Raw genomic sequence first — 22539 nt, 5'->3', positions numbered from 1 at the left:
AGGGAATCTAGGCCTCCGCCAAGGCCCTTCGCCATGAGGCAGATCAATCAGCCGTCCGGACTGCCGAAATACCGCCCGGGTGTTACGCCGAATGCCTTCCGAAAGGTCGCGACAAACGCGCTCGGTCCCTCATAGCCGAGTTTGTGCGAGACATCCGACACGCTGCGCCCTGCAGCCAAAAGTTCAAGCGCGCGAAACAGCTTCACCTGCCGACACCACGTCCGGTAGTTCATCCCGGTCTCCGCCTTGATCCGGCGCTCAAAGGACCGGACAGACATGGCGCTTTGTGCCGCGGCCTCGGCGAGCGCCGGGACGTGAGCGGGACAGCGCACCAAGCCATCGCACAAGTCCCTCAATCTTGGATCTTGCGGCATGGGTAGCTGAAGCGGCGCTGCCGGCAGCATTTTCAGCTGATCAAGAATGACATCAGCGATCCGGCCTGCCGGTCCATCAATGGTTTCCGCGCGCGGGTAGGCCATGAACTCCAGGATCAAGGCCCGCAACAAGGTTGTCACCTGAATAACCTGAGCCGTCTTCGGCAGATCCTGAGCGTAGTCGTAACTGACATAGACGAACCGAATGTCTGTATCGGTCAGATAGCGGGTTTCGTGCGCGATCCGTGGCGGCAGCCAGACTGCCCGCTCCGGCGGGGCGAAAAAGGTCCCAACTTCAGTATCGATCGCAATCGAGCCTTTGACGACGTGAAAGAGCTGGGCTGAGTCGTGCGAGTGCCAGCCATTATGTCCGGGTCCGGCTCTCTGGCTGTTGGCATATCCGATGATCTTCGCCTTCACTTCATGATCGGGAAACGCGGATAACTCCGGATGGATCGGCATAACCTGCCCTTTTTGATGTTACGTGGGATTGGCGAAACAGAAACATATCATGACAAAACAGCGCTAACACGCAAGAGCGCAATCGAAGTACAAGCGAACCGCAGCGCTGCCAGCACCCACTTTTTTGGCAAGAAACAAATGACGTACTTCACACAAAGCACAAACCCAAATGAATTGACCGGGTGGCGCTCGCCTGCCGTCCTCTTAATGATCATGGCCGGAGCCATGCAGCTGTCCTTTGCTGCCTGGTGGAACCTGATGAACAATTTCGCTGTTCAGGAGCTGGACTTCACAGGCCGGGAAATTGGCATCCAGCAGTCCATCCGTGAAATACCAGGTTTCCTGAGCTTCCTAGCCGTTTACCTGCTGCTTGTGATGCGCGAGCAAACGCTGGCTTATCTCTCGCTTTTGCTCCTCGGCATCGGTGTGGCAATTACCGGGTACTTCCCCACCGCGCTTGGCTTCTACATAACGACCCTGATCATGTCGATCGGCTTCCATTATTACGAAACCATGGCGCAATCGCTGTCCTTGCAATGGCTGCCCAAGGCAACAGCGGCTGCCAGTATGGGCAAGATCCTGGCTGTGGGCTCATTCGCCCAGCTGATTGCCTACGGTCTGATTTTCATTGCCTGGAAGACGTTCAACCTGTCGTTCACGGTGGTCTTCGCGATCGCCGGTGGCTTGACCATTGTTGTGCTGGCCTTCCTCATCATGGCCTATCCGCATTTCAAGGAAGGTGTTCCGCAGCACAAGAAGCTGATCCTGAAGAAGCGCTACTGGCTCTATTACGCGTTGACGTTCATGGCCGGTGCCCGCCGGCAGATCTTCACAGTCTTTGCCGGCTTCCTGATGGTCGAACGCTTTGGCTACGATGTTCATGAGGTTGCCGGGCTTTTCTTGATCAACGGCGTCTTCAACATGCTGCTCGCGCCGAAGATCGGCAAACTGATCGTCCGCTTCGGTGAACGCAAAGCCTTGATCCTGGAGTATGCCGGTTTGATTGGGGTCTTCGTGACCTATGCTTTCGTCACCAATGCGACTGTTGCAGCCGCACTCTACGTGATCGACCACGCCTTCTTTGCAATCGCAATTGCCATCAAAACCTACTTTCAGAAGATCGCCGATCCGGCTGACATCGCACCGACAGCAGGTGTTGCCTTTACAATCAACCACATCGCTGCAGTCTTCATCCCTGTAGTTTTCGGGTTAGTCTGGCTGGTGTCCCCGGCAGCCGTCTTTCTGGCAGGCGCCGGAATGGCCGCCGTCAGCCTGTTCCTCTCGACCATGATCCCGTCCAACCCGGATGACGGGAACGAGGTTGATTGGTGGTTCCGCAAACCAGCTGCCCAACCGGCAGAATAATAACTGGCCACAAACAAAAACCCCGCCGGATCGCTCCGGCGGGGTTTTTCAGTTGGGACTGCAAAGCGTCTTAAGCTTGACGTTCCGGGACGTGGACGACCAGTCCGTCCATGTCGCCCGTCACCTTGATCTGGCAAGACAGACGCGACGTCGGCTTCACGTCATAGGCAAAGTCAAGCATGTCCTCTTCCATCGGTTCCGGCGAACCGGTTTTACCCGACCATGCATCATCGACATAAACATGGCAGGTCGCGCACGCGCATGCGCCGCCGCACTCGGCTTCAATGCCCTGAACCATGTTCTTGATGGCGTTTTCCATGACCGTGGACCCTTCGGCGGCATCAACTTCCGTCCGGGCTCCATCGGCAGTTACAAAGGTGATTTTTGGCATAGTCGCGTCCAAGGATAAAAGTGTCTCTCGATGACCCGACATAAAGGTTCCGGACAAAAGGTCAAGGACCATGCCATTTATGGATGGAAAACAGAGTCTGGCGTTGAGAGAAATCAGCCTTCCAGCAGATCGCAGATATACCCGTTGGCTTCTGTGACCGCCGCAACGAGACCTGTCATCGGTGCATTAGGTACAGCTTTCAAGTCCCCTTCCAGACACTCACAGGCCGTCGCGACCCGCGCAGCACCAATCGCCCGCGCTGAGCCTTTGAGCGTGTGAACTAGGTCGGCGCGGACAGAAGGATCCGTCTCATTCTCCAAACGCTCCAGCGTCATTCGGGATTGCGACTTGAACAAGTGAAGAACTTGAACCTCGAGATCACGGTTGCCCAGTGTGTTTGTCGCCAGCTGCACCAGGTCAATTGGTGCTTCGGGACTGGCGCGTCCTGACACGCGTGCCATCGATGAAGGGGCCATAAGGGTGCTCCGAAATACTCAACACATGCCTGGCGGCACCCTGCCGCAAGCTCTACAGGGGTATGAGTGTGCAGCGAAGACCCAAACGCCCGGTTAAATCAGGCGTTTCACGATTGCAAATTCGAGCATGTCCCCAAAAAATTGATTTCTTGGTTAACGAGCATTAAGGGCCTGCGCCGAACCAGAGGAAAAATCCCTTGCTTTTTCGCAGGTTTCCTGAATCGCTAAAATTTTAATAAAATGATTCGCATTAACTTTTTTCGTTTTTTTGACTTGCGGTCAATAATTCGAACGCGTCTGCAGTGAGCTTGCAAACCAGCCAGTCAGGCTTGATTGGGTTGGAAAACCAAGGCTCTGCCCAACCTGCATCGATGCACGAACGGATCGTGCGGGCGGGGACCTGGCGGCCTTGATCATCAAAGAGAGGCAACTTTCCTCCCGGCTGGGCGAGCCCTGATTTCAACCAGCGCTTTTGTGCAGGTGACAAACTGCCTGCATTAAGTGCAGATTTTTTTGCCGGTCCCGTTTCGCTTTCCGTTACGTGCTTTTGCTTCGTTTGAGGCATGAGATCCCCCTCCTAAGTGATTCAGGCGATTGCTGTTTCTTGTTCGTTAGGAGAGATTGTGCCATTACAGTATCTGATGCGGCAAGATGGGGAGAATGCTGTCAACCTTCATGGTTGCAGCGGGTCAGCGGCGGCCCTTCCCAGAGTTTATGATCCGAACCGGAAACAGTGTTAGTCTCGGTTCAAGATCGGCGCATCCGGTTGACCCTCATGACAGCGAAAAGCTGCCTGAGATCACCGGTGTGTAAAGAGTACGGATGTGAGGCGACCCAAAAATGGCAAATCCGACGAAGGCGAAAGATCCGGCGGAAGCAGCTCTGTCTGCGGTTGAAGAAGCGCTTAAGCTCGATTTCGGCGGCCCTGAAGCTTCAGCGGCAGATCAACCGGCGGAACAGGAAACGCCGAGCGATGAGCGCCCGTCACGGCGCGCGGCCAAGACTGCGGACAACAGCGAAGCGGATAAAGACAACCAGCGCCCGGCACGCCGCCGTGGACGCGGTGGACGACCGCCCGCTGCCAATGACGACCGCCGGAACATCGGCAATCTGATTTACGCCCTGCAACGCCGGCCATCGACAGCGCCTTTCTGGGGTGCATTTGCCCTGAGCGCCGTTTGGGCCGCGCTCGGCACCAGCCTTTTCATGTCTTCGTTCGCCGACCGGGTTGCGGGCGTCACGGATGCAGAAACACTGATGCAGTCTCCGGACATGATCCTGGCTGCAATCGGGATCGTTGTTCCGATCATCTTCTTCTTTGTCATGGCCATGATGATCTGGCGCGCGCAGGAAATGCGTATTGTCGCCCGCGGCATGACCGAAGTTGCCCTTCGCCTCGCCGAACCTGAAGACATGGCCAAGGAATCCATCTTGAGCGTTGGTCAGGCCATCCGCCGCGAAGTCGCTGCTATGGGCGACGGCATTGAACGCGCCATCGCCCGAGCCAGTGAACTGGAGGTTCTGGTCCACAACGAAGTGTCTTCGCTGGAACGCTCTTACAACGACAATGAGCTGAAAATCCGGTCTCTGATCGAAGAGCTGGTCACACAGCGCGAAGCGATTGTCATGAACGCCGAGCGGGTTCGGGAAACGATCGCCGGCGCGCACGAGAATTTTGCCTCTCAGCTCTCTGACACATCTGGTGAACTCGGGTCGAATGTCGACCAAGCGACCCAGCGGATGATCGACGCGGTGAATGCCCGGGTTGAAGAACTCACCAGCACCGTGGATTCGCGGATCGAGTCCCTTGGCGCGACGCTCAACGCCTCCGGCAACGAGATGGTGGAATCTCTCACCGTTCGCGCGGAAGATTATGTGGCCCGCCTGTCCACCACCGGCACCGAGCTCGTCGAGAACCTCTCGCAAACCGGCACCACGATGTACGAGACCCTCTCCTACCGTGGCAATGAGGTGAACGAACGCTTCGCCGAGACCGCCAACACCTTCGTCGAAACCCTGACCAAGCGTGGCCTGGAGATCAACGAAACGCTGACCACGTCGAGCACCACAGTGGTCGATACGCTCAGCAGCAAAGCCGATGAATTCCGCACCGCGCTTGAAACCACAGGGACTCAGGTCGGCGATACCATCACGGCACGCGGCGAAGAGATCAACGCGAACCTGTCTCTGACATCCGGCCGCCTGATCGACACAATCACGGCACGGACCGAAGAGCTGGTGACAACGGTCGACACCCGCGTCACTCATCTGGATGAGGCGCTTGCGGAAACCGGCAACAGGGTTGTCGAGAGCATTTCCGAAAAAGGTCAGACCGTCACCGATACCATTTCCATCCGGGGTGCGGAGATCGTCGAAACCCTCTCCAGCCGCTCCACCGAGGTTGCAGAAATCCTGCGCGGCACTGGCGAAAGCATCGTTGTCGACCTGTCCCTGCGCGGCGGCGAAATCGCAGCCAAACTGGACGAAACAGCTGGTTCTCTCACACAGACCATTTCGGTCCGCGGCGGCGAATTGGCCGACAAGCTCGACAATATCTCCGAGCGGATCTACACGGCCATTTCGATCAACGGCACCGAGCTGGACGAGCGTCTTGCTGCCCGCAGCAACGAAATGGCCAGCATCCTTGAACAACAGACCATCGGCTTCCGCGAAACCCTGGAAAGCGTATCCGGCCAGTTCGCTGCAGGTCTTGGCGAACAAACCGGCTCTCTCACTCAGAAACTCGCTGAAACCGGCACTCAACTCGCCGAGCTCATTGGCAGCCGTGGTGACCGCGTTGCCGGCGACATCAACGAAATTAGTGGCAAGATCGCGGAGACCATCGAAGTCCGCGGCCAGGCCCTCAACGATGGCCTTGCAAACCGTTTGGGCGAGCTGGAAACCATCGTTTCGGATCGCGGCGGTCAATTGATCGATGCGTTCGACACCAAAACTCTGTTGTTGTCGGAAGCTCTCGACAGCCGTCTGTCGACCTTGGACGTTACATTCGGCAATCGCATCGAAACGATGGACAGCAAGCTGGGCGAGCGGATCGAGACCATGGATGCGTCCCTGGATCAGCGGTTCTCGGCCATCGATTCCACGCTCACCGACCGCATCAGCACGATGGACGCATCCCTTGGGGACCGCATCGCGGCCATGGACACGTCCCTTGAGCATCGCTTCACGACCATGGATGCAACGCTCGGCGATCGCATCTCGACCATGGATGCGTCTCTCGAGCAGCGTGTGACGACCATGGACACCACGCTCGGCGAGCGGATCTCCACGATGGACTCCTCGCTTGGCAGCCACATTAACACCTTGGATCTGACCCTGGACCAACGCACGGCTGCATTTGAAGCTGCGCTGGAGTCCCGGACGCAGATCCTCGGCGATGCCATCGAACAACGTACCACCGTCATCAGCGACACGTTGGAGGACAAGACCCGCAACATCACGGATGTCCTCGCGGACCGTTCCGATGCAATCACGTTGCAACTTGGCCAGCGTGTTGAAGCTGCGGGCAACACACTTGCAAACCGTGTCGATGAGATCGGCACCAAGCTGACGTCACATGTCGATACAGCCGCAGGCGCCATGGCCGAGAAGGCTGAGCTCCTGACTGCAACCATGACCAGCGGCACCGACAGGATCGACGAGACCCTCGATGCCCGTGCACGTCAGATTTCCGATACCCTGATTTCACGCACCAAAGAGATCGCTCAGGCCTTCGTTGAAGGTCAGGACGAAATGACCTCTGCCCTCGACAACCGCCTGGCAGAAGCCGGCTCGGTCCTAGGCAAGCAGAGCGAGCAACTGACGGAATCCCTGTCTGAGCGCATTGCTGAGATCAATGTTTCCCTCGGCGCCAAGGTGTTCGAAGTCGCAGAAACGCTCGACACGCGCGCCAGCCAGCTGGAAACCGTCCTGAATGAGCGCCTGGAAAGCATTTCCGGCACACTGACAGGCGAAAGCGAGCGCGCTCGCGATATCCTGACCGCTGTCATTTCCGAGGCCGGCGCAACCTTGTCGACCGAAAGCACGCGCCTCCGCGATATGGTTCAGGAAGCTGTCGCCAGCGCGGTTCAGTCGCTTGCCGATGAGCGCACCCGCACGGTTGAGATCGTGGACGGTGCCCTGAACGATGCGACCGCAAAACTGTCCGGCGAAGGTGACCGGATGCGCCAGATCGTTCTTGGATCCGTTGGCGAAGCCCGCGGCATTCTGGTCGGCGAGAGCCAGAAAGCTGCCGAGCAGATCACCCAGACCGTTGCACAGGCGAGCGGCTCGTTGACCAGCGAAAGCCAGCGTGCAGCCGTCCAGATCAGCCAGACCATGGAACAGGCAACTGGTGCCATGTCCGGCGAAAGCGCCAAGATCCGCGAACTGGTTCTGGTAGCAGTCGGCGACGCTGCCCGCGCCATGGCCGCAGAGAGCGAAAAAGCCCGTACGCTTTACGCTGGCACACTGGCCGAATTCACCGGTTCCCTCACCGGCGAAAGCGACAAGGTCCGCAGCGAGCTGTCCGGCTTGATCGCAGAGATCTCCGGCAACCTGTCTGCCGAAAGCGAACAGGCACGCATGACACTTGCGCGCACGCTTGAAGAGATCCGCGGTCAGATGTCTGGCGAAGCCAACATGATCCGCACCCGGGTCAACAGCGCGGTGTCCGAAGCCGCCGACCTGTTGGTCAATCGCGGCAATGAAGTCGCGACCGAGATGCTCGATAAGGCCTCCGCGCTCAACGAAGCCTTCGGTGCGCGCTCTGGTGAACTGGCGAAAATTGTCGGCACGGATGGCAACGAACTCATTTCCGCAATTGAAATGCGCGCCAACGACCTCACGGGCCGCCTGTCGGAAGTTCATGGAGCCATTCTTGAAGCCATCACGGTCAAGGGCAAGGATGTCACCGACACCTTTGCGCATACCGGGCTGGACGCAACTAGGTCTCTGGTTGAGGCCGGCGACCGGATTGTTGCTTCCATCAACGAGCGCAGTGATCAGGCAACTCGCCTCCTCACCGATACCAAACATCGGCTGGAGAACGACGTCACCGACATCCTCAACAAGATTGAGACGTCCAACGCGAACCTGCAGGCGATCGTGTCTACTGCCGGGGAGAACCTCTCTGAAGTGGAAGGCAACCTGGCACGCCGTGCTGGCGAATTCCGCTCAGCCGTCGACCGGGCTGTGTCCGAGACCAACTCGACAACAAGCCTCATCGACGAACAGGTCAGCAATCTGCGCGATGTAACGGCAACCACACTTGCGGACATCCAGAACCTGACCAACCGCTTTGGCGACCAGTCAGAAGAGCTCACAAAAGCGGCTCGGTACCTGGAAGACACCAACCGTTCCGTGGAATCCCGTGTTACTGACCGCAAGAGCGCGATCGAAGAGGTCGCCGACACACTTCTGGCGAAGACAGAAGCTGTCGACACGCTCATGCGTTCGTTCACCCAGACCCTGTCGGAAACGCTGGAAACCGCAGACGACAAGGCGCGCGATGCTGCCGGCATGCTCTCCGCAGCCGCCGAAGCTGCTTCCAAGAAAGTCTCCGAGCAGTTCGAAAGCATGCGCCTGACAGCTGGAATGGAAGGCCAGAAGGCCCGCGATGCCATCCGTGCCGCTCAGGACGACATCATCGCGGAAATGAGCAGAACGGTCAGCGATGCATCAGACCGGTTCAACGACGCGGCGACGCGTATGCGCGATGTGGCCCGCGACGTTCACCGCGAACTGGAGGCGACCCGCAACGAGCTGAAGCAAGGCGTGCTCAACCTCCCGGACGAAGCAGAAGAGTCTTCTGCAGCGCTCCGTAAGGTGGTCAACGAGCAAATCCGCGCCTTGACCGAGCTGTCGGACATTGTTGCAAAACAATCGAACGCGCTCGACATCTCCAAGCCTCAGGCTCAGGTGGCAACAGCGTCGGCAGCTCCTGCGCCGGCTCCAGCGCCCGCCCCTGCTCCACAGATCCCGCAAGCTCCGGTCTTTGCACAGCAGCCTGCGCAGCCGCGCCCAGCAGCTCCGCAGCAGCCGGAAGCCCGCGGTCCGGTCAACACCCGCCGCCAACAGCCTGCACAGCCGGACACGTCTGGTTCGACCGGGAAAGGCTGGGTTTCCGATCTGCTGCGCCGGGCCTCGCGAGATGACGACGCGTCTTCCGACACCGAGCAGGGCCGTTCGCCGCTGCAAACGGTTGAAAGCCTGAACTCGCTGTCTGTCGATATCGCCCGTGCGATCGACCACGAGACGTTCATCGATCTTTGGGAACGCTACCGCAGCGGTGAACGGCATGTCTTCACGCGCCGCCTCTATACACTGCAGGGCCAGCAAACCTTTGATGAGATCCGTCAGAAATATGCACGTGATCCGGAGTTCCGGACTGCTGTCGAACGGTACGTGTCCGATTTCGAGCAGCTCCTGTCTCAGGTCTCCCGCAATGACCGCGACAACATGCTCGGCCAGACCTACCTGACCTCAGACACGGGCAAGGTCTACACCATGCTCGCGCATGCCAGCGGCCGGCTCGACTAACAGACAGCTTCTGTTTGAAACACAAAAGGCGGCTCTCGGGCCGCCTTTTTTCTTTATTGAAGACAAAATTTCGGCGTCAGTTCATTGTGCAATTATGCGCCCGTCTCCCCGGCTTCAACGTCGAGATTTGCCCGGATCCTGGTCATGATATCCAGCATCGCCTCGATTTCTTGCGGAGCCAATCCGCCAAGCATCTTCTGCTCGACCGCCAACAGCTTTGGAGCGAGATCTTTGAACGCGGATTGCCCACTCTCCGATAGAGACAGGAGATAACTCCGGCCATCGGCCTCGTTCGATTGACGGGTCAGAAAACCGCGGTCTTCCATGCGCTTGACGGCCCGGCTGACCACGACCTTGTCCATACTCGACCGATGGACAATCTCACTCGCCTGCAGCCCCTCGGCACTGGAACCGAGAATGGCCATAACCCGCCATTCGGCTGGCGCCATGCCGTAGTCGCGCTGGTAGACGTCAGACAGCGCCCGGGTGACATCGGAATAAAACACCCTGACCAAATACGGGAAAAATGTTTCCAGCTGGAAGCCGCTCGGTGTGAAATCCGTCTCGTTTCCGTGTTCAGTCATGCTGTTCCTTGCCCGATTTGGCTCGATTGTAACCAGTTTGCTCCGCTGAGGCGTACCGATTTGCAAGATTTTACGATTGACTTAGTTTCAATTGCAACTAATTTCGACGAACCCGTTGTTACAGCGGCAAAGCATTTTGATCGGCAAAGACCGTATGGGAGGAACCGCCGTGAAACACTTGAAGCATCTTTCGATCCTGGCCGGCCTGACCGCCGGAACACTGACCGGCTTCACCGCCGCAGCGTCCGCGGATGAACTTGTCCTGTCGTCCTGGCTACCGCCAAAGCACCCGGTCGTGACAGGCGTTATCGAGCCGTGGGCGCAGCAGGTCGCCGACGCGACAGAAGGCCGTGTGACGGTCCGTGTTCTGCCAAAGCCGCTCGGCCCGCCACCGGCTCACTACGACCTCGCCGCTGACGGGGTTGCTGACATCACCTATGGCCTGCACTCGTTCACCAAGGACGACCGTTTCCTTCGCTCTCGCATCGGCCAATTCTCCTTCATTGCCGACACGGCCACGGACGGCTCCAAAGCCTACTGGAAAGTGTATGGCGGCACCCTCGACGCCCAGGCAGAACATGAAGGCACCAAGCTGCTTGGACTTTGGGTCCATGGCCCGGGCATGTTCCACAACAACCAGCGCAAGATTGAATCCGCGGACGACTTCTCCGGTCTCAAAGTCCGGACCCCGGGCGGTTATATCGCTGGCTTGTCGCAGGACCTTGGCATCACCACGCAGTTCATGGGACCGGGCGAAGTCTATGAAAAGCTCTCCCGCGGCGTGATCGACGGCGTCACCTTCCCGATGGAAGCGCTTCAGGCGTTCAACCTCACCGACCACATCAAGTATTCCATGAAGATCCCGGGCGGCATCTACAACACGTCCTGGTTCCTGGTCATGAATGAAGACGTCTGGGACGGCATCTCTGCTGCAGATCAGGCGGCAATTGAGAAAGTCTCAGGGGAAGCACTTGCAGAACGTGCAGGTGGTGTCTGGGACGGCGCCGATACGCGCGGTGCAGCTTACATCGCGGATAAGGACATCGAAGTTTATGATGCCCCTGCCCCGGTTCTCGCCAAGATCAAGGAACTGGCCGACAAACACGAAGGTGCGTGGGTTGAAGCCGTTTCCGGCACTGGTTTTGACGGCGCAGCGGCGCTCAGCGAGTTCCGCGCCCAAACCAACGTCAGCAACTGATCGTGACTGACGGCTCTCATAAATCGACGGCAGGCCGGACCTCAAAGGTCCGGCCTGTCATCAATGCGATCCTTGGCGGGGCGTGCCTTGTGGTGCTGTTCGCATTGATCGGCCTGACATGTGTTGACGTGGTTGCCCGGTATCTCTTCAACAGCCCGGTCACTGGCGCTTATGAATTGACCGAGCTGCTGCTGGCCACACTCATCTTTCTAGCTCTGCCACTGACGACACTTGCCGGCGAACATATCGAAGTTGAGCTTCTGGACGGCGTCAAAAGCCGGTTTTTGAAGCGCTTTGGAACGCTGATCGCTGGAGTTTGTACGATCGGTATCTTCATACTGATTGCGCTTGAGCTGACCGAGCACGCTGAAAAGCTTCAGCGCCGTGAACAGGTGACGGATTCCCTTGAAATCCCGCTTTATCTCATCGGCTGGCTTGGAGCTGCCTCCTTCAGCGTTTCGGCCATCGCCGCCGCTGTTTTCTTCATTTCCCGTTTTCGCAAAGAGGCCTAAAACGTGCTTGAGGCTCTGATTGGTTTTGGTGCCCTGTTCGGCCTTGTCTTGCTGCGTGTGCCGATCGCTGTTGCCATGATTATCGTCGGCACGGCCGGCTTCGCAATGCTGCGCAATTGGAACGCAGCCTTCAACCTTCTCGGCAATGCCGCCTTCGACACCGGCCTTTCCTTCACATTGTCGGTCATTCCGCTGTTCATCTTGATGGGAAATTTGCTGACCATTTCCGGTGTCAGCCAGTCCCTGTTCACGACGGCACACCGGGCACTTCACAAAATGCGTGGCGGCCTGGCAATGGCAACAATCGTGGCGTGCGGCGGTTTTTCAGCCGTTTGCGGGTCGTCCCTCGCAACAGCCGCCACGATGTCGAAAGTGGCCATGCCATCAATGCGAAAGGCCGGTTACGCCGACAGCCTGGCAACGGGCTCCATCGCCGCCGGCGGCACCCTCGGCATCCTGATCCCGCCCAGTGTTATTCTGATCATCTACGGCCTTTTGACGGAGGCCGATATCGGAAAGCTCTTTGTTGCCGGCATCATTCCGGGACTTTTGGGCGTCGTGTTCTACATGGCAGCCGTCTATGTAACGGTGCTCCTGAAGCCCAATCTCGCCCCGTCCAGTCACGATGACATTCCTGTTGAACGCAAGGATGTTTGGGGGGTTCTCGCCGTCCTTGGCCTTTTTGCGATCATCATGATCGGGATCTATGGCGGGTTCTTCACGCCAACCGAGGCTGCGGGGATCGGTGCTGCCACTGCGTTTCTGATAGCACTGTTCTCGGGCGGTTTGACGTTTGAAAAGCTGTTCCAAGCGGGACTGAATTGCGCGCGGACCACCGCAATGATTTTTGCGATCATCATAGGCGCGGAAGTCTTCTCCAACTTCATCAGCTATGCCGGGGTTCCCGACGCCCTTCTGGAATTCGTCCAATCGCTCGATGTGAATGCCTATGTGGTCATTCTCGTTCTGGTTTTGATCTATGTGATCCTTGGCGCGGTTCTGGAAAGCCTGTCGATGATCCTCTTGACCGTGCCGGTGTTCTTTCCGCTCGTCACGTCGTTGGACTTCGGCACCGGAGCATTGAGCGACCCGGAAATGGTGCTCATCTGGTTCGGCATCATCGTGGTGGTCGTCACTGAAATCAGCCTGATTTCACCGCCCATCGGCCTTAATGTGTTTGTGCTGCGCTCGGTTCTGACCGATGTGCCGCTGCGCACGATGTTCGCCGGCATCCTGCCCTTCTGGGCCGCCGACATCTTGCGTTTGGGCCTGCTTATAGCCGTCCCGGCACTCTCGTTGGCACTGATCTAGGAAAACTGCTTGGGGCTCTCGGGCGCTCAGACGTTTCTGAGCGTCCAGGCCGCAATATCGGCGAACACCTGCTCTGCCGACTGGTTCATGGCTTCAACTGCCTGTTCAACGCCAGAGCTGCCGGACGGGGTTTCCCGCCGGAACACCTTGTTGGCAACTGTCCGGCCATTTCGGTCATTGACCACCCGCGCTGCAATCTCAACAACACCGCGGTTGGCGCCTTCAATATTCAATTCAAACGCCCGGATATCCGTCTGAAGCTGATAGTCGATCAGCAGGCCATCACCCGGCAGTCCGACGCCGCGCAACCGCCCCGTGTTTTGGAGGGTTTGCAGCAATTTATTCTGCACCACATTCGGGAGCGTGTCGGCCCAGGCAACATTTGGGAAATATGAATAGACCGGACCGCTGTCGACTACGGCGATATAAGTCGTATCGAGTGCCTTAAGCGCGCGAGGCGGTGCCACAAGCACCTGGACACGGCTGGATCGTCCCGCCAAGCCACCGACATCGGCAGCCTGCAGGCTGTAAAAGGCGGCGGGACCGGAACTGGCGCAACCGGACACCACGGCGCCAGCGCCAAGCGCGCTGATAAACGCCCGCCGGCTCAGTCGGCTGTTTGCCTGTGTCATCCCCGTCAGTCCCCTATTCCCTGTACTCACCGGCGGCGCCCGCCTTGATAGGTCGGCACTTCTTCACCGCCGAAAATCACCCGGTTCGGCCGTTGTTCAAAGCTCTGCGCAGCCCGCTGGATCGAGACCAGCGTGCGGTTGAATTGCGCCAATGCGGATGTCAGATCCGCCGACCCCTGGGTGGCAAATTTCGACAAACCACCCGCAATGGCATCGGCACGGCTCTCAAACGCAACCGCGACCTTCCGGATCGCTTGCGCTGCAAGCGTTGCTTCCTTGATCAAGCCCTCACCGTCACCGTCAACCATTTCGGAGACCTTCTCGACAAGGCTCTCAACCCGGACCGATGTTGAGTTGAGGGTCGCGGTCATCTGCTGCGCATCGGTAATGATCTGATCGACATCCGGTGTGCGTTTGCTCAGGTCCGCCGTCATTTGCTGAACATTGTCCGCTGCCTGACGCGCGCTTTGCAGGATTGCCGGGATGCCATCTTCTCCAGCAAGGCCACTGGCCGCAGTTTCGACCGAGCCGACAATATTGGCGATCTTTTCCGGATCAACAGCACGCAGCAGTTCATCGGCAGACTGGAGCGTGGATGCGAACCGTTCTGCGGCGACCTGAACATCTTCAACAAGCGCTGCAATCCGGTCGTCCTGGCCGCGAACTGTTGCTGAAACCGCCTCGAAATTCTGGATCGTGGATTTTGTCGAAGCGATGATTTCGTTGATCTGGCTCTGCTGATTGTTGAAGTTGTCGACAATGCTCGCAACACTGTCGACGGTCTCGCCAATGGTGGCCGGATCGACGCTCGCAATGATCTCATCGACGCGAACGAGAGAGATGTTCAGTCCTTCAGTGAGTGTGGCCACGGATGCAACAATCTCGTCGACGCGTAGCGGATCAATTACCGCGGCAATCTCAACGCCACGGGTGACGATCGCATCCACCTTGCCAACGATATCGCGCGTTCCAGTGATCACGTCATTGATGGTGCCTTCGCGTGCGCGCAGCATCTCTACAATGTTGTTCACGCCCTGCATCGTGCTGGACGTGGCAACGACCAGTTCATCAATGTCACCCGAGCGCTTTTCCAGCACTTCGCCGAGCGCTGCCGCGCCCTTCATGACCTTTTCGATGTCTTCCGGCTTCACCGCCTGAACAATGCTTTGAACGTTACCGAGCCCATCATTGAGGCGTTCTGTGAACTCGGTCAGTTCCTTGGCCGCATTTTGAGCATCAGCCATCAGGGTATCGATATCTGCGCTCGCCTTGCCAAGGCTTCCCGAGAAGGTCTGCAGGTCGTCCACGATGGCCGTGACTTTGTCGGACGGCACCGCTGCCAGAAGCCGTTCGCCTTCGTCCACCAGGCCCTCAAGCCGCGCAGACAGGCTTGAAAACGCATCCGAGGCCTTTCCGATGCTTGCCATGAAATCTTTGACGCCATCAGAGTTTGCAGCAAGAGCATCTGAGAACGTCTCAACGTTCTGGATCGTTTTGGAAATCGCCGGACCATTGTCCTGAAGCAGCTGATCGACGGTTTTCATGGTCGAATCCGCGCGTTTCAGAACGTCCCGCGCACCATCCACGATATCGTCAAAAAACGAACGCTCGGCATTGATCAGCGGGATGTTATTCGGGTTCTGGCTGCCGTCCGGATTCAACAGTAGCGGAGAGGAACTTGTTCCGCCGATCAGATCCACATAGGCAACACCGGTCAAGCCGGTGAAATTCAATGTTGCCTTGGTATCTTCGCGGAGCGGCGTGGATGGCCGGATCCGGACCGTTGCCAGAACCTTGGTCGGGTCACCTGGCGCAAAATCCAGAGAGGCCACGTCACCGACCTTGATGCCGTTGAACAAAACCTGTCCCCCCACGGGCAAACCGGTCACCGCACCAGGAAACAGGATTTTGACTTCGACATTCTGACGCGACTCAGCTGTCACAGCGAGCCAATAGATGAACCCGAACGCGCTGATCAGGATCGCGATCATAAATGCGCCGATCAATATGTAATTCGCGCGGGTTTCCATTCACTCAAACCTCATGTGCGGCGCAGAGCCCGCTCCCCTCGGAAGTAAGACTTAATCCAAGGGTCGTCATTTTTCATCATGTCTTCCATTGGCCCGATCGCAAGAACACGCTTTTGCCCAAGAACTGCGATGCGATCACAGATGGAATGCAAACTGTCGAGGTCGTGAGTAACCATATAAACGGTCAGATCCAGCGTGGAACTCAAATTGCCAATCAACGAATCGAACGCGGCAGCCCCAATAGGATCCAGGCCGGACGTTGGTTCATCCAGAAACACCAAATCGGGGTCGAGTGCAAGGGCACGGGCAAGGCTAGCCCGTTTCACCATGCCACCGGAAAGCTCTGAAGGCAGCTTGTCTGCGGCATCCTGCGGCAGCCCAACCAATTCCAGCTTCAAGGTGGCCAGTTCATCCATTAAGCGCTGCGACAATTTCAGATGCTCCCGCATCGGCACCTGAATGTTCTGCTTCACGGTGAGAGACGAAAACAACGCACCTTGCTGAAAGAGCACGCCCCATCGGCGTTCGATCATTTTGCGGGTCTTGCCCGACGCACTGGAAAGATCGTGACCGAAAACCGATATCTGTCCGGCCCGCCTCGGTGTCAGCCCTAAAATTGTGCGCATCAACACCGACTTACCGGTGCCAGACCCACCAACAAAGCCGAGCACTTCCCCGCGATGCACATCGAGATCCAGATCCTGCAGGATGATCTTGGAGCCAAAACCGACGGTGATATCGCGAACCGACAGAATGTTTTCCGGCTTGTCTGCCTGCGGGTCCGCAGCATGCTCGGTTTGTTCGATGTCTGACACTGCCATCTCGCCGTTATACCCCAATGGCCGCGAAGAACATTGCGAACAATCCATCGACGACGATCACAAGGAAGATCGCTTTGACGACAGACATGGTGGTGTGCCGGCCGAGCGACTCAGACGATCCTTCCACCTTGAGGCCCTCGACGCAGGCAATCAGGCCGACAATCAAGGCCATGAATGGTGCCTTGATGATACCAACGACGAAGGTGTTCACAGTGATAGCCGACTGAAGCTGCGTCAGAAACGCCGCAGGCGGAATATCCAGGTACGCCCAGGTAATCAGACCGGCGCCAAAAAGCGCCGAGATATCGGCCACGAAGGTCAAAATTGGCAAGGCAATCATCAATGCCAGAATGCGCGGCAGCACCAGAACTTCTGTCACACTGAGGCCGATGACGTGCAGGGCATCGACTTCCTCTTGCATGCGCATGGCGCCCAGCTCGGCGGTAAACGCCGACCCGGACCGTCCGGCCACCATAATCGCGGTCAGGATGACGCCGATCTCCCGAAGCACCAGGATGCCTGCCAGATCAACGACGAAAATGTCAGCACCGAACTGCCTCAGGTAAAATCCGCCCTGCTGAGAAATAATCGCGCCGATCAAAAAGCTCATCAGGGCCACAATCGGGACCGCACCGATGCAGCTGCGGTCAAACTGTACGGCGATCGCTATGCTTCGAAGGCGTTTGGGCTGCAAAAGAACAGTCGACAGGACGATGCCGAGTGATCCCAGGATATGCAGCATCGCGAGGGTGTCTTTATACACCTCAACCATCTGCCGCCCGGTCGCTTCAAGAAAACCCACGATCGTAAAACCGGACCGGTCCGGCTGCCAGCGCGGCGGATGATGTTTCTCGATCTCGTGAAACAGGCTTTCGCGGACGGGCGTCACCCCGGTCAACTGCACTTTCCGGCCGCTGAATTCCAGCTGCCCACGGGTGCGGTGGATCAACCAGGCGCCACTGGTGTCCAGATGATCAACCTCTGAAACATCGATACACGTCAGTTTGTCCTTGGCGACATTCAGCTTGGAGATTTGCTGGTCAGCGTCTGCAAGAGTGCTGACAGTCCAGTCGCCGGATAGAATAAGGGACTGATGTCCCTCGGAATCGGTATCCAGGTGCAATTCCGGCGCTTTGTTTTTTTCCAAGAATGCCATTCCGGAGAGTTGCCCCTTGCCGCTCGTCAACTTCCCCCCGTATACCTGATTGTAAAGATTAACGTCCAGCAGTCAGATGAAAGCATTGCCCATGGAAATTGCCCGCCCTTACCTTTTGTTTCTCGGTGACGTCCCCGATGCCCTGGCCGCCAAGACCGCAACAGGCATTGTTGATTGGCGGAAAGACTGGTGTGTCGGACAGGTCCGGCTCGATGGCTGTGCCGCAGATACCGGTCTGACGGACATGTCGATCGCCGAGGGAACTGCTGCAGGTGCCAAGACGATGGTCATCGGCGCAGTCAATGCCGGCGGACGTTTGCCGGATCATTGGGTTGATTCGGTGGTCGAAGCCTTGAATGCAGGCCTTGATGTTGCCTCTGGTCTCCATGTCAAACTCGGCGACATTCCGGCAATCAAGGAAGCAGCCGCCAAAAACGGCCGCCAGCTCCACGACGTCCGCCACAACTCCATGACCTTTGCCACCGGAAAGGGCATTAAACGCCCGGGCAAACGGATTTTGACCGTCGGAACAGACTGCTCTGTCGGCAAAAAATACACTGCCCTTGCCATGGATAAGGCGATGAATGAGCGCGGCTACACCAGTTCGTTCTGCGCGACCGGCCAGACAGGTGTCTTCATTTCCGGCCGCGGTCTGTCTCTCGATGCCGTTGTGGCTGATTTCATTGCCGGCGCTGCCGAGTGGCTCTCCCCGGCAACAGAGGAAGACCACTGGCAGGTGGTGGAAGGCCAAGGCTCTTTGTTCCACCCGTCATTTGCCGGCGTTACACTCGGACTTCTTCATGGCTCGCAGCCCGACGGTTTTATTGTCTGCCATGAGCCCACGCGAACCAAAATGCGCGGCGTTGAAACACCGCTGCCAACGGTCGATCAAGTCATCGACATGACCATTCAGTGCGGCAAGCTCACCAATCCCGGCATTCGCTGTGTCGGCATTGCGGTAAACACCCAGGCTCTGGATGACGATGAGGCGCTTGCGCTTCTGGCAAAACTGGGCGAGCGCCATGGCCTTCCGGCAACCGACCCGATCCGCTATGGCATGGAAGCCGTGGTCGACAAGGTGTCCGCGGAGTTCGGCACCCCATGAGCCGCAGCGTCAGCATTGACCTTGAAAGCTTTGAGATCGCGGGCGGTTTTACAATCTCCCGCGGCAGCCGCACCCATGCCAATGTGCTCGTCACCACTTTGACGGACGGCGATCACATCGGCCGCGGCGAATGTGTGCCCTATGCGCGCTACGGCGAAACCATGGAAAGCGTTCAGGAGCAGATCCAGGAGATCTCACCGCTGTTGAAAGACGGTTTGAGCCGCCATGCGCTGCAAGAGGCAATGCCGGCCGGTGCTGCACGCAACGCAGTGGATTGCGCCCTTTGGGACCTTGAAGCCAAGCAAACCGGTAAATCGGCAGCAGAGATTGCCGGGATCGCGCCGCTTTCACCGGTCACGACCGCTTACACGATCAGTGTCGGCACACCGGAAACCATGGCAGAAAAAACGGCAAAGGCCGCACACCGCCCCTTGCTCAAGGTAAAACTTGGCGGGGCTGGCGACGATGAGCGCATCGAAGCTGTTCGCAAGGCCGCCCCGGACAGCACCTTGATCGTTGATGCAAATGAAGCCTGGGACGACAGCTGTTTCGCGACGAACATGGCAGCGTGTGAAGCCGCCGGCGTGGCTTTGATTGAACAGCCTTTGCCTTCGAAGGATGACAGCCGTCTCAAGGATTTCAGCTCAAAGATCACGATCTGTGCGGATGAAAGCCTGCACACGCGGGATGGTCTTGAGGATCTCCGCAGCCGGTATGATGCCATCAACATCAAGCTGGACAAAGCCGGGGGTTTGACGGAGGCCCTGGCGCTTCTGGATCAGGCCAAGGCGCTTGAATTTGAGATCATGGTCGGGTGCATGCTCGGCACGTCTTTGGCCATGGCCCCCGCGGTCCTCTTGGCGCAGCGGGCAGACTATGTGGATCTCGACGGGCCTCTTCTTTTAACGCAGGACCGCGAACCGGGACTGGTCTTCGAAGGCAGCACGCTGTTCCCGCCAAGACCGGAACTGTGGGGCTAACGCCTAAGTTTTAACGCACCAGGCTTGAAGCCATGCGCTGACGCACCATCGGCGTCAGCGCCAGCATCACAAGCGTTCCGGCCGCCGAAATTGCCGCCATCAGGTAAAACGGCAAATCCGGGTCCAACTCGTACAGCGCGCCACAGACACTCAAACCAATGGCCATCTGCAGGCCAATTGATGTGGCAAGCAGACCCTGGCCGGTCCCGGCCCATTTGCTCGGAACGACTTTTGCCAGAATTGCAATGGCGCCCAGATGGGCCGCGCCAAAGGTGAGCGCGTGCAGAAGCTGGATTGCGACCATCGACACCAGCGTATCCGCGAACGGGAACAGGCCCCAGCGGGCGACCGCGGCAACGCCAGCAACGATCAGGAAAACCGGCGGGTCGAAACGAAGCGCGATCTTTCCGGCAACAGTGAAAAGCGCAATCTCAGCGATCACGCCGACAGCCCACAAGATGCCGATTGTTTCGTCTGCTATCCCGGCGGCTTGCCAGTAGAGCGTCCCAAACCCGTAAAATGCCGCATGGGTTGCCTGGAACAAGCCAAGCAGGATGAGCACCGGCCAAAACCAAACCGTTTTGAAGGGCGCCTCCCCGGCCTTTTCGTCCAAACCTTCGCTTGACTCGGCTCCGCTTTGGCGCGGAAGTGACAGAACAACGCCGCCTGTCAGAAGCGATGCCATGCCAATCAGAAACAGCATCACCCAGACGGTGTCTCCGGTCGCCAGGAATCCGCCAGCAAGATTGGCAGCAACAAACCCCGCAGATCCCCAAAGGCGCATCCGTGCATAGTCCGCGCCCGTGTTGCGCGCTGCATCCAAGGCATAGGCATCACTGAGCGGAAGCACCGGCGCCTTGAAGACCATGTAGCCGATCACCCCGGCGCCCAGAACGTAAAGACCATTTCCAAGGGCGAAAAGCGCGATGAAGACGGTTCCAAGGAGAGAATAAACAAAGATGGACCACCGGCGCTGACCGGTCCGGTCCGCAAGATTTGTCAAAAGCGGGCTTGCGGCAATCCGGGCAACCGTCCCCGCGCCCAGCACAAATCCAATCTCGGCCGCGGAAAACCCCTCAAACTCCAAAATGACCGGAAAGAAAGGGAGAAACAGCCCATAGCCGAAAAAATGAACCCCGAACAGGGCGGAGACACGTGCACTGAGGGCCGACGTCAAATTCAACATGCAAACCGAACCGGATTTTGAGGCCCAAAAGAATATTAACGATTTTCAGTTTACCCTGATTTTGGAAGTGTCCGGATTGGATACCGAACGGCCCTTGCAGAGTTGAGAATCGCGCCCTGATGAAAGCGGAAACACAACAGGTAGAACCGGAGCTGATAGGCGAAGCCGAATATCAGACGCTTGAACAGACCTTGATGGAATCCGATCGAGGACGTCGGTTTCTAAAAGAGTTTTTGAACCGGAACAAGACCCCGGAAACGACCGAGATCCTCGGCGCGATCCACCGTCTTGAGAAAGTCGTCACCCGCCAGCGCAAAGTGCCGGATCTCGACAAGATTCGCCTGGATATTGCCGACATGCACGAGGCAATTGAGCGCACCAAGGCGGAGATCGCCAACATCAAGGATGACGGCGACGAAAGCAATCGCTTTGTCGACGCCTCTCATGAGCTTGATGCGATCGTGACGCAGACCGAAGGCGCCACCCAATCGATTCTGGAAGCTGCCGAGCAGATCCAGGAAAAAGCCTGGGTTCTTCGCGAAAACGGCGCAGACGATGCGACTTGCGACGATATTGATGCGAAGGCCACAGAAATCTTCATGGCCTGTTCCTTCCAGGATCTGACCGGCCAGCGCACCAACAAGGTGGTCCAGGTACTGCGATATCTGGAAAGCCGGATCAACCTGATGATCAACATCTGGGGCATCGAAGATCTGGAAGCAGATGACACCGCTGGTCCTGTCGACAGCCGCCCGGATGCCCACCTACTGAACGGCCCCCAGCGTGACGGCGCCGGTGTCTCTCAAAACAGTGTCGATGAGCTGATGTCTGTCAGCGGCGACGTGTTTGACGCCGCTTTGGACGAAGTCGCAGCGCCTGGCAACACATCTGCGAGCGAAGCTTCAGCACCAATGGGTGAAGCGGACATCGATGCTCTGATGGCGGGCGATAGCGAACCGATGGATGCGGCCGCGATTGATGACATGTTTGCATCCACGCCTGCGGCCGAGGAAACGGAGGCAGCAGATATAGCTGAAGTCGCCGATCCGGTCGCCGATGAGTTTGCTGCAGCCCACGCCGATGAAGTCTTGGACGAAGCCGCGATCGACAAACTGTTCGATGCGGAAGTCAGCGAGCCGGAAGCTGCCAACGACAGCGAACCGGCTGCGGAAACAGCAGAGGCAGAAGCTGATGCCGACTGGGCTTTGGTTGAGCAAGAAGCAGATGCCGACGACGGCGCTGACCCGCTGACGGAGCTGACCGAGGCCGAACGACAGGCTCTGTTCAACTGATCGAACTTCACACTATCAAGAGACAAGGGCGCCCATTCCAGGCGCCCTTTTTCTTTGCCTCAGCAAAGCAAATGCCACGCTCGTTTCCGTGCGCGGCATATGTCGGAGAGTTTTAAAGGCATCG

18 protein-coding genes are annotated in these 22539 nt (G+C 57.8%); 8 read left to right on the top strand and 10 right to left on the bottom strand.

Annotated elements, in window-relative coordinates:
* Positions 1 to 47 precede the first annotated feature (47 nt).
* Positions 48 to 836, bottom strand: coding sequence for an AraC family transcriptional regulator (locus tag AC0J4F_RS12810; protein ID WP_133946513.1), 789 nt, complete (start codon positions 834 to 836; stop codon positions 48 to 50).
* Positions 837 to 974: 138 nt separating this feature from the next.
* Here AC0J4F_RS12810 and AC0J4F_RS12805 point away from each other — a divergent pair, with 138 nt between their 5' ends.
* Complete coding sequence (locus AC0J4F_RS12805; protein WP_133947608.1) at positions 975 to 2201, top strand: MFS transporter; 1227 nt, start codon at positions 975 to 977, stop codon at positions 2199 to 2201.
* Positions 2202 to 2271: 70 nt separating this feature from the next.
* Here the strand turns inward: AC0J4F_RS12805 and AC0J4F_RS12800 are convergent, their stop codons facing one another.
* The 3 genes from AC0J4F_RS12800 to AC0J4F_RS12790 all read right to left on the bottom strand — a co-directional run bounded on the left by AC0J4F_RS12800 (position 2272) and on the right by AC0J4F_RS12790 (position 3633).
* Positions 2272 to 2592, bottom strand: a complete 321-nt coding sequence (locus AC0J4F_RS12800; RefSeq protein ID WP_040452313.1) for a 2Fe-2S iron-sulfur cluster-binding protein — start codon at positions 2590 to 2592, stop codon at positions 2272 to 2274.
* A 113-nt stretch (positions 2593 to 2705) separates the two neighbouring features.
* Positions 2706 to 3068, bottom strand: a complete 363-nt coding sequence (locus tag AC0J4F_RS12795) for an Hpt domain-containing protein (protein WP_473023658.1) — start codon at positions 3066 to 3068, stop codon at positions 2706 to 2708.
* 250 nt (positions 3069 to 3318) lie between these two features.
* The gene (locus AC0J4F_RS12790) at positions 3319 to 3633 is read right to left on the bottom strand and encodes a hypothetical protein (protein ID WP_473023657.1); all 315 of its coding nucleotides are present in this window, start codon (positions 3631 to 3633) and stop codon (positions 3319 to 3321) included.
* A 275-nt stretch (positions 3634 to 3908) separates the two neighbouring features.
* Here AC0J4F_RS12790 and AC0J4F_RS12785 point away from each other — a divergent pair, with 275 nt between their 5' ends.
* Positions 3909 to 9608 (top strand): apolipoprotein A-IV repeat region-like domain-containing protein, encoded by a 5700-nt coding sequence (locus AC0J4F_RS12785; RefSeq protein WP_209174089.1) that lies wholly within the window; start codon positions 3909 to 3911, stop codon positions 9606 to 9608.
* 92 nt (positions 9609 to 9700) lie between these two features.
* Here the strand turns inward: AC0J4F_RS12785 and AC0J4F_RS12780 are convergent, their stop codons facing one another.
* Positions 9701 to 10192: a MarR family winged helix-turn-helix transcriptional regulator gene (locus tag AC0J4F_RS12780; RefSeq protein ID WP_473023656.1), complete on the bottom strand. Its 492-nt coding sequence runs from the start codon at positions 10190 to 10192 to the stop codon at positions 9701 to 9703.
* 169 nt (positions 10193 to 10361) lie between these two features.
* On the opposite strand from AC0J4F_RS12780, the gene AC0J4F_RS12775 reads away from it, so the two are divergent.
* From AC0J4F_RS12775 to AC0J4F_RS12765, 3 genes are read left to right on the top strand one after another with little or no spacing between them, the layout of a single operon-like run.
* Positions 10362 to 11390: a TRAP transporter substrate-binding protein gene (locus AC0J4F_RS12775; protein WP_473023655.1), complete on the top strand. Its 1029-nt coding sequence runs from the start codon at positions 10362 to 10364 to the stop codon at positions 11388 to 11390.
* 2 nt (positions 11391 to 11392) lie between these two features.
* A complete protein-coding gene (locus AC0J4F_RS12770; RefSeq protein ID WP_473023654.1) occupies positions 11393 to 11902 on the top strand; it encodes a TRAP transporter small permease in 510 nt (169 codons plus the stop codon).
* A gap of 3 nt (positions 11903 to 11905) precedes the next feature.
* Positions 11906 to 13213, top strand: coding sequence for a TRAP transporter large permease (locus tag AC0J4F_RS12765; RefSeq protein WP_306149084.1), 1308 nt, complete (start codon positions 11906 to 11908; stop codon positions 13211 to 13213).
* Between the two features lie 26 nt (positions 13214 to 13239).
* Here the strand turns inward: AC0J4F_RS12765 and AC0J4F_RS12760 are convergent, their stop codons facing one another.
* The 4 genes from AC0J4F_RS12760 to AC0J4F_RS12745 are packed head-to-tail and all read right to left on the bottom strand — an operon-like array spanning position 13240 to position 17852.
* Positions 13240 to 13845 carry an ABC-type transport auxiliary lipoprotein family protein gene (locus AC0J4F_RS12760; protein ID WP_166672610.1) on the bottom strand — a complete coding sequence of 202 codons (606 nt, stop codon included), beginning with the start codon at positions 13843 to 13845 and terminating at the stop codon, positions 13240 to 13242.
* A gap of 26 nt (positions 13846 to 13871) precedes the next feature.
* Positions 13872 to 15875 carry an MlaD family protein gene (locus tag AC0J4F_RS12755; protein ID WP_447235293.1) on the bottom strand — a complete coding sequence of 668 codons (2004 nt, stop codon included), beginning with the start codon at positions 15873 to 15875 and terminating at the stop codon, positions 13872 to 13874.
* Between the two features lie 11 nt (positions 15876 to 15886).
* Positions 15887 to 16696, bottom strand: coding sequence for an ABC transporter ATP-binding protein (locus tag AC0J4F_RS12750; protein WP_166672609.1), 810 nt, complete (start codon positions 16694 to 16696; stop codon positions 15887 to 15889).
* A gap of 7 nt (positions 16697 to 16703) precedes the next feature.
* Positions 16704 to 17852, bottom strand: coding sequence for an ABC transporter permease (locus AC0J4F_RS12745; RefSeq protein WP_473023653.1), 1149 nt, complete (start codon positions 17850 to 17852; stop codon positions 16704 to 16706).
* Positions 17853 to 17943: 91 nt separating this feature from the next.
* Between AC0J4F_RS12745 and dgcN the strand changes: the two genes are divergently transcribed.
* A complete protein-coding gene (gene dgcN / locus AC0J4F_RS12740) occupies positions 17944 to 18957 on the top strand; it encodes an N-acetyltransferase DgcN (RefSeq protein WP_133946496.1) in 1014 nt (337 codons plus the stop codon).
* A complete protein-coding gene (gene dgcA / locus AC0J4F_RS12735) occupies positions 18954 to 19937 on the top strand; it encodes an N-acetyl-D-Glu racemase DgcA (protein WP_473023652.1) in 984 nt (327 codons plus the stop codon). The genes dgcN and dgcA overlap by 4 nt, the downstream gene beginning before the upstream one ends.
* 10 nt (positions 19938 to 19947) lie before the next feature.
* Here dgcA and AC0J4F_RS12730 read toward each other — a convergent pair whose 3' ends face one another.
* A complete protein-coding gene (locus tag AC0J4F_RS12730) occupies positions 19948 to 21123 on the bottom strand; it encodes an MFS transporter (protein WP_133946491.1) in 1176 nt (391 codons plus the stop codon).
* Positions 21124 to 21242: 119 nt separating this feature from the next.
* Between AC0J4F_RS12730 and AC0J4F_RS12725 the strand changes: the two genes are divergently transcribed.
* Positions 21243 to 22415 carry a protein phosphatase CheZ gene (locus tag AC0J4F_RS12725; RefSeq protein WP_473023651.1) on the top strand — a complete coding sequence of 391 codons (1173 nt, stop codon included), beginning with the start codon at positions 21243 to 21245 and terminating at the stop codon, positions 22413 to 22415.
* Positions 22416 to 22539: the final 124 nt, after the last annotated feature.

Source organism: Roseibium sp. R5 (assembly GCF_055755305.1).
This window is presented reverse-complemented; position numbering and strand designations above follow the sequence as displayed.

Bases quoted from the DNA above. Each gene is read 5' to 3' on its own strand.
- AC0J4F_RS12760 (WP_166672610.1), bottom strand. From the start codon at position 13,845: ATGACACAGGCAAACAGCCGACTGAGCCGGCGGGCGTTTATCAGCGCG.
- AC0J4F_RS12800 (WP_040452313.1), bottom strand. From the start codon at position 2,592: ATGCCAAAAATCACCTTTGTAACTGCCGATGGAGCCCGGACGGAAGTT.
- dgcA (WP_473023652.1), top strand. From the start codon at position 18,954: ATGAGCCGCAGCGTCAGCATTGACCTTGAAAGCTTTGAGATCGCGGGC.
- dgcN (WP_133946496.1), top strand. From the start codon at position 17,944: ATGGAAATTGCCCGCCCTTACCTTTTGTTTCTCGGTGACGTCCCCGAT.
- AC0J4F_RS12790 (WP_473023657.1), bottom strand. From the start codon at position 3,633: ATGCCTCAAACGAAGCAAAAGCACGTAACGGAAAGCGAAACGGGACCG.
- AC0J4F_RS12805 (WP_133947608.1), top strand. From the start codon at position 975: ATGACGTACTTCACACAAAGCACAAACCCAAATGAATTGACCGGGTGG.
- AC0J4F_RS12810 (WP_133946513.1), bottom strand. From the start codon at position 836: ATGCCGATCCATCCGGAGTTATCCGCGTTTCCCGATCATGAAGTGAAG.
- AC0J4F_RS12725 (WP_473023651.1), top strand. From the start codon at position 21,243: ATGAAAGCGGAAACACAACAGGTAGAACCGGAGCTGATAGGCGAAGCC.
- AC0J4F_RS12730 (WP_133946491.1), bottom strand. From the start codon at position 21,123: ATGTTGAATTTGACGTCGGCCCTCAGTGCACGTGTCTCCGCCCTGTTC.
- AC0J4F_RS12780 (WP_473023656.1), bottom strand. From the start codon at position 10,192: ATGACTGAACACGGAAACGAGACGGATTTCACACCGAGCGGCTTCCAG.
- AC0J4F_RS12750 (WP_166672609.1), bottom strand. From the start codon at position 16,696: ATGGCAGTGTCAGACATCGAACAAACCGAGCATGCTGCGGACCCGCAG.
- AC0J4F_RS12755 (WP_447235293.1), bottom strand. From the start codon at position 15,875: ATGGAAACCCGCGCGAATTACATATTGATCGGCGCATTTATGATCGCG.
- AC0J4F_RS12785 (WP_209174089.1), top strand. From the start codon at position 3,909: ATGGCAAATCCGACGAAGGCGAAAGATCCGGCGGAAGCAGCTCTGTCT.
- AC0J4F_RS12745 (WP_473023653.1), bottom strand. From the start codon at position 17,852: ATGGCATTCTTGGAAAAAAACAAAGCGCCGGAATTGCACCTGGATACC.
- AC0J4F_RS12795 (WP_473023658.1), bottom strand. From the start codon at position 3,068: ATGGCCCCTTCATCGATGGCACGCGTGTCAGGACGCGCCAGTCCCGAA.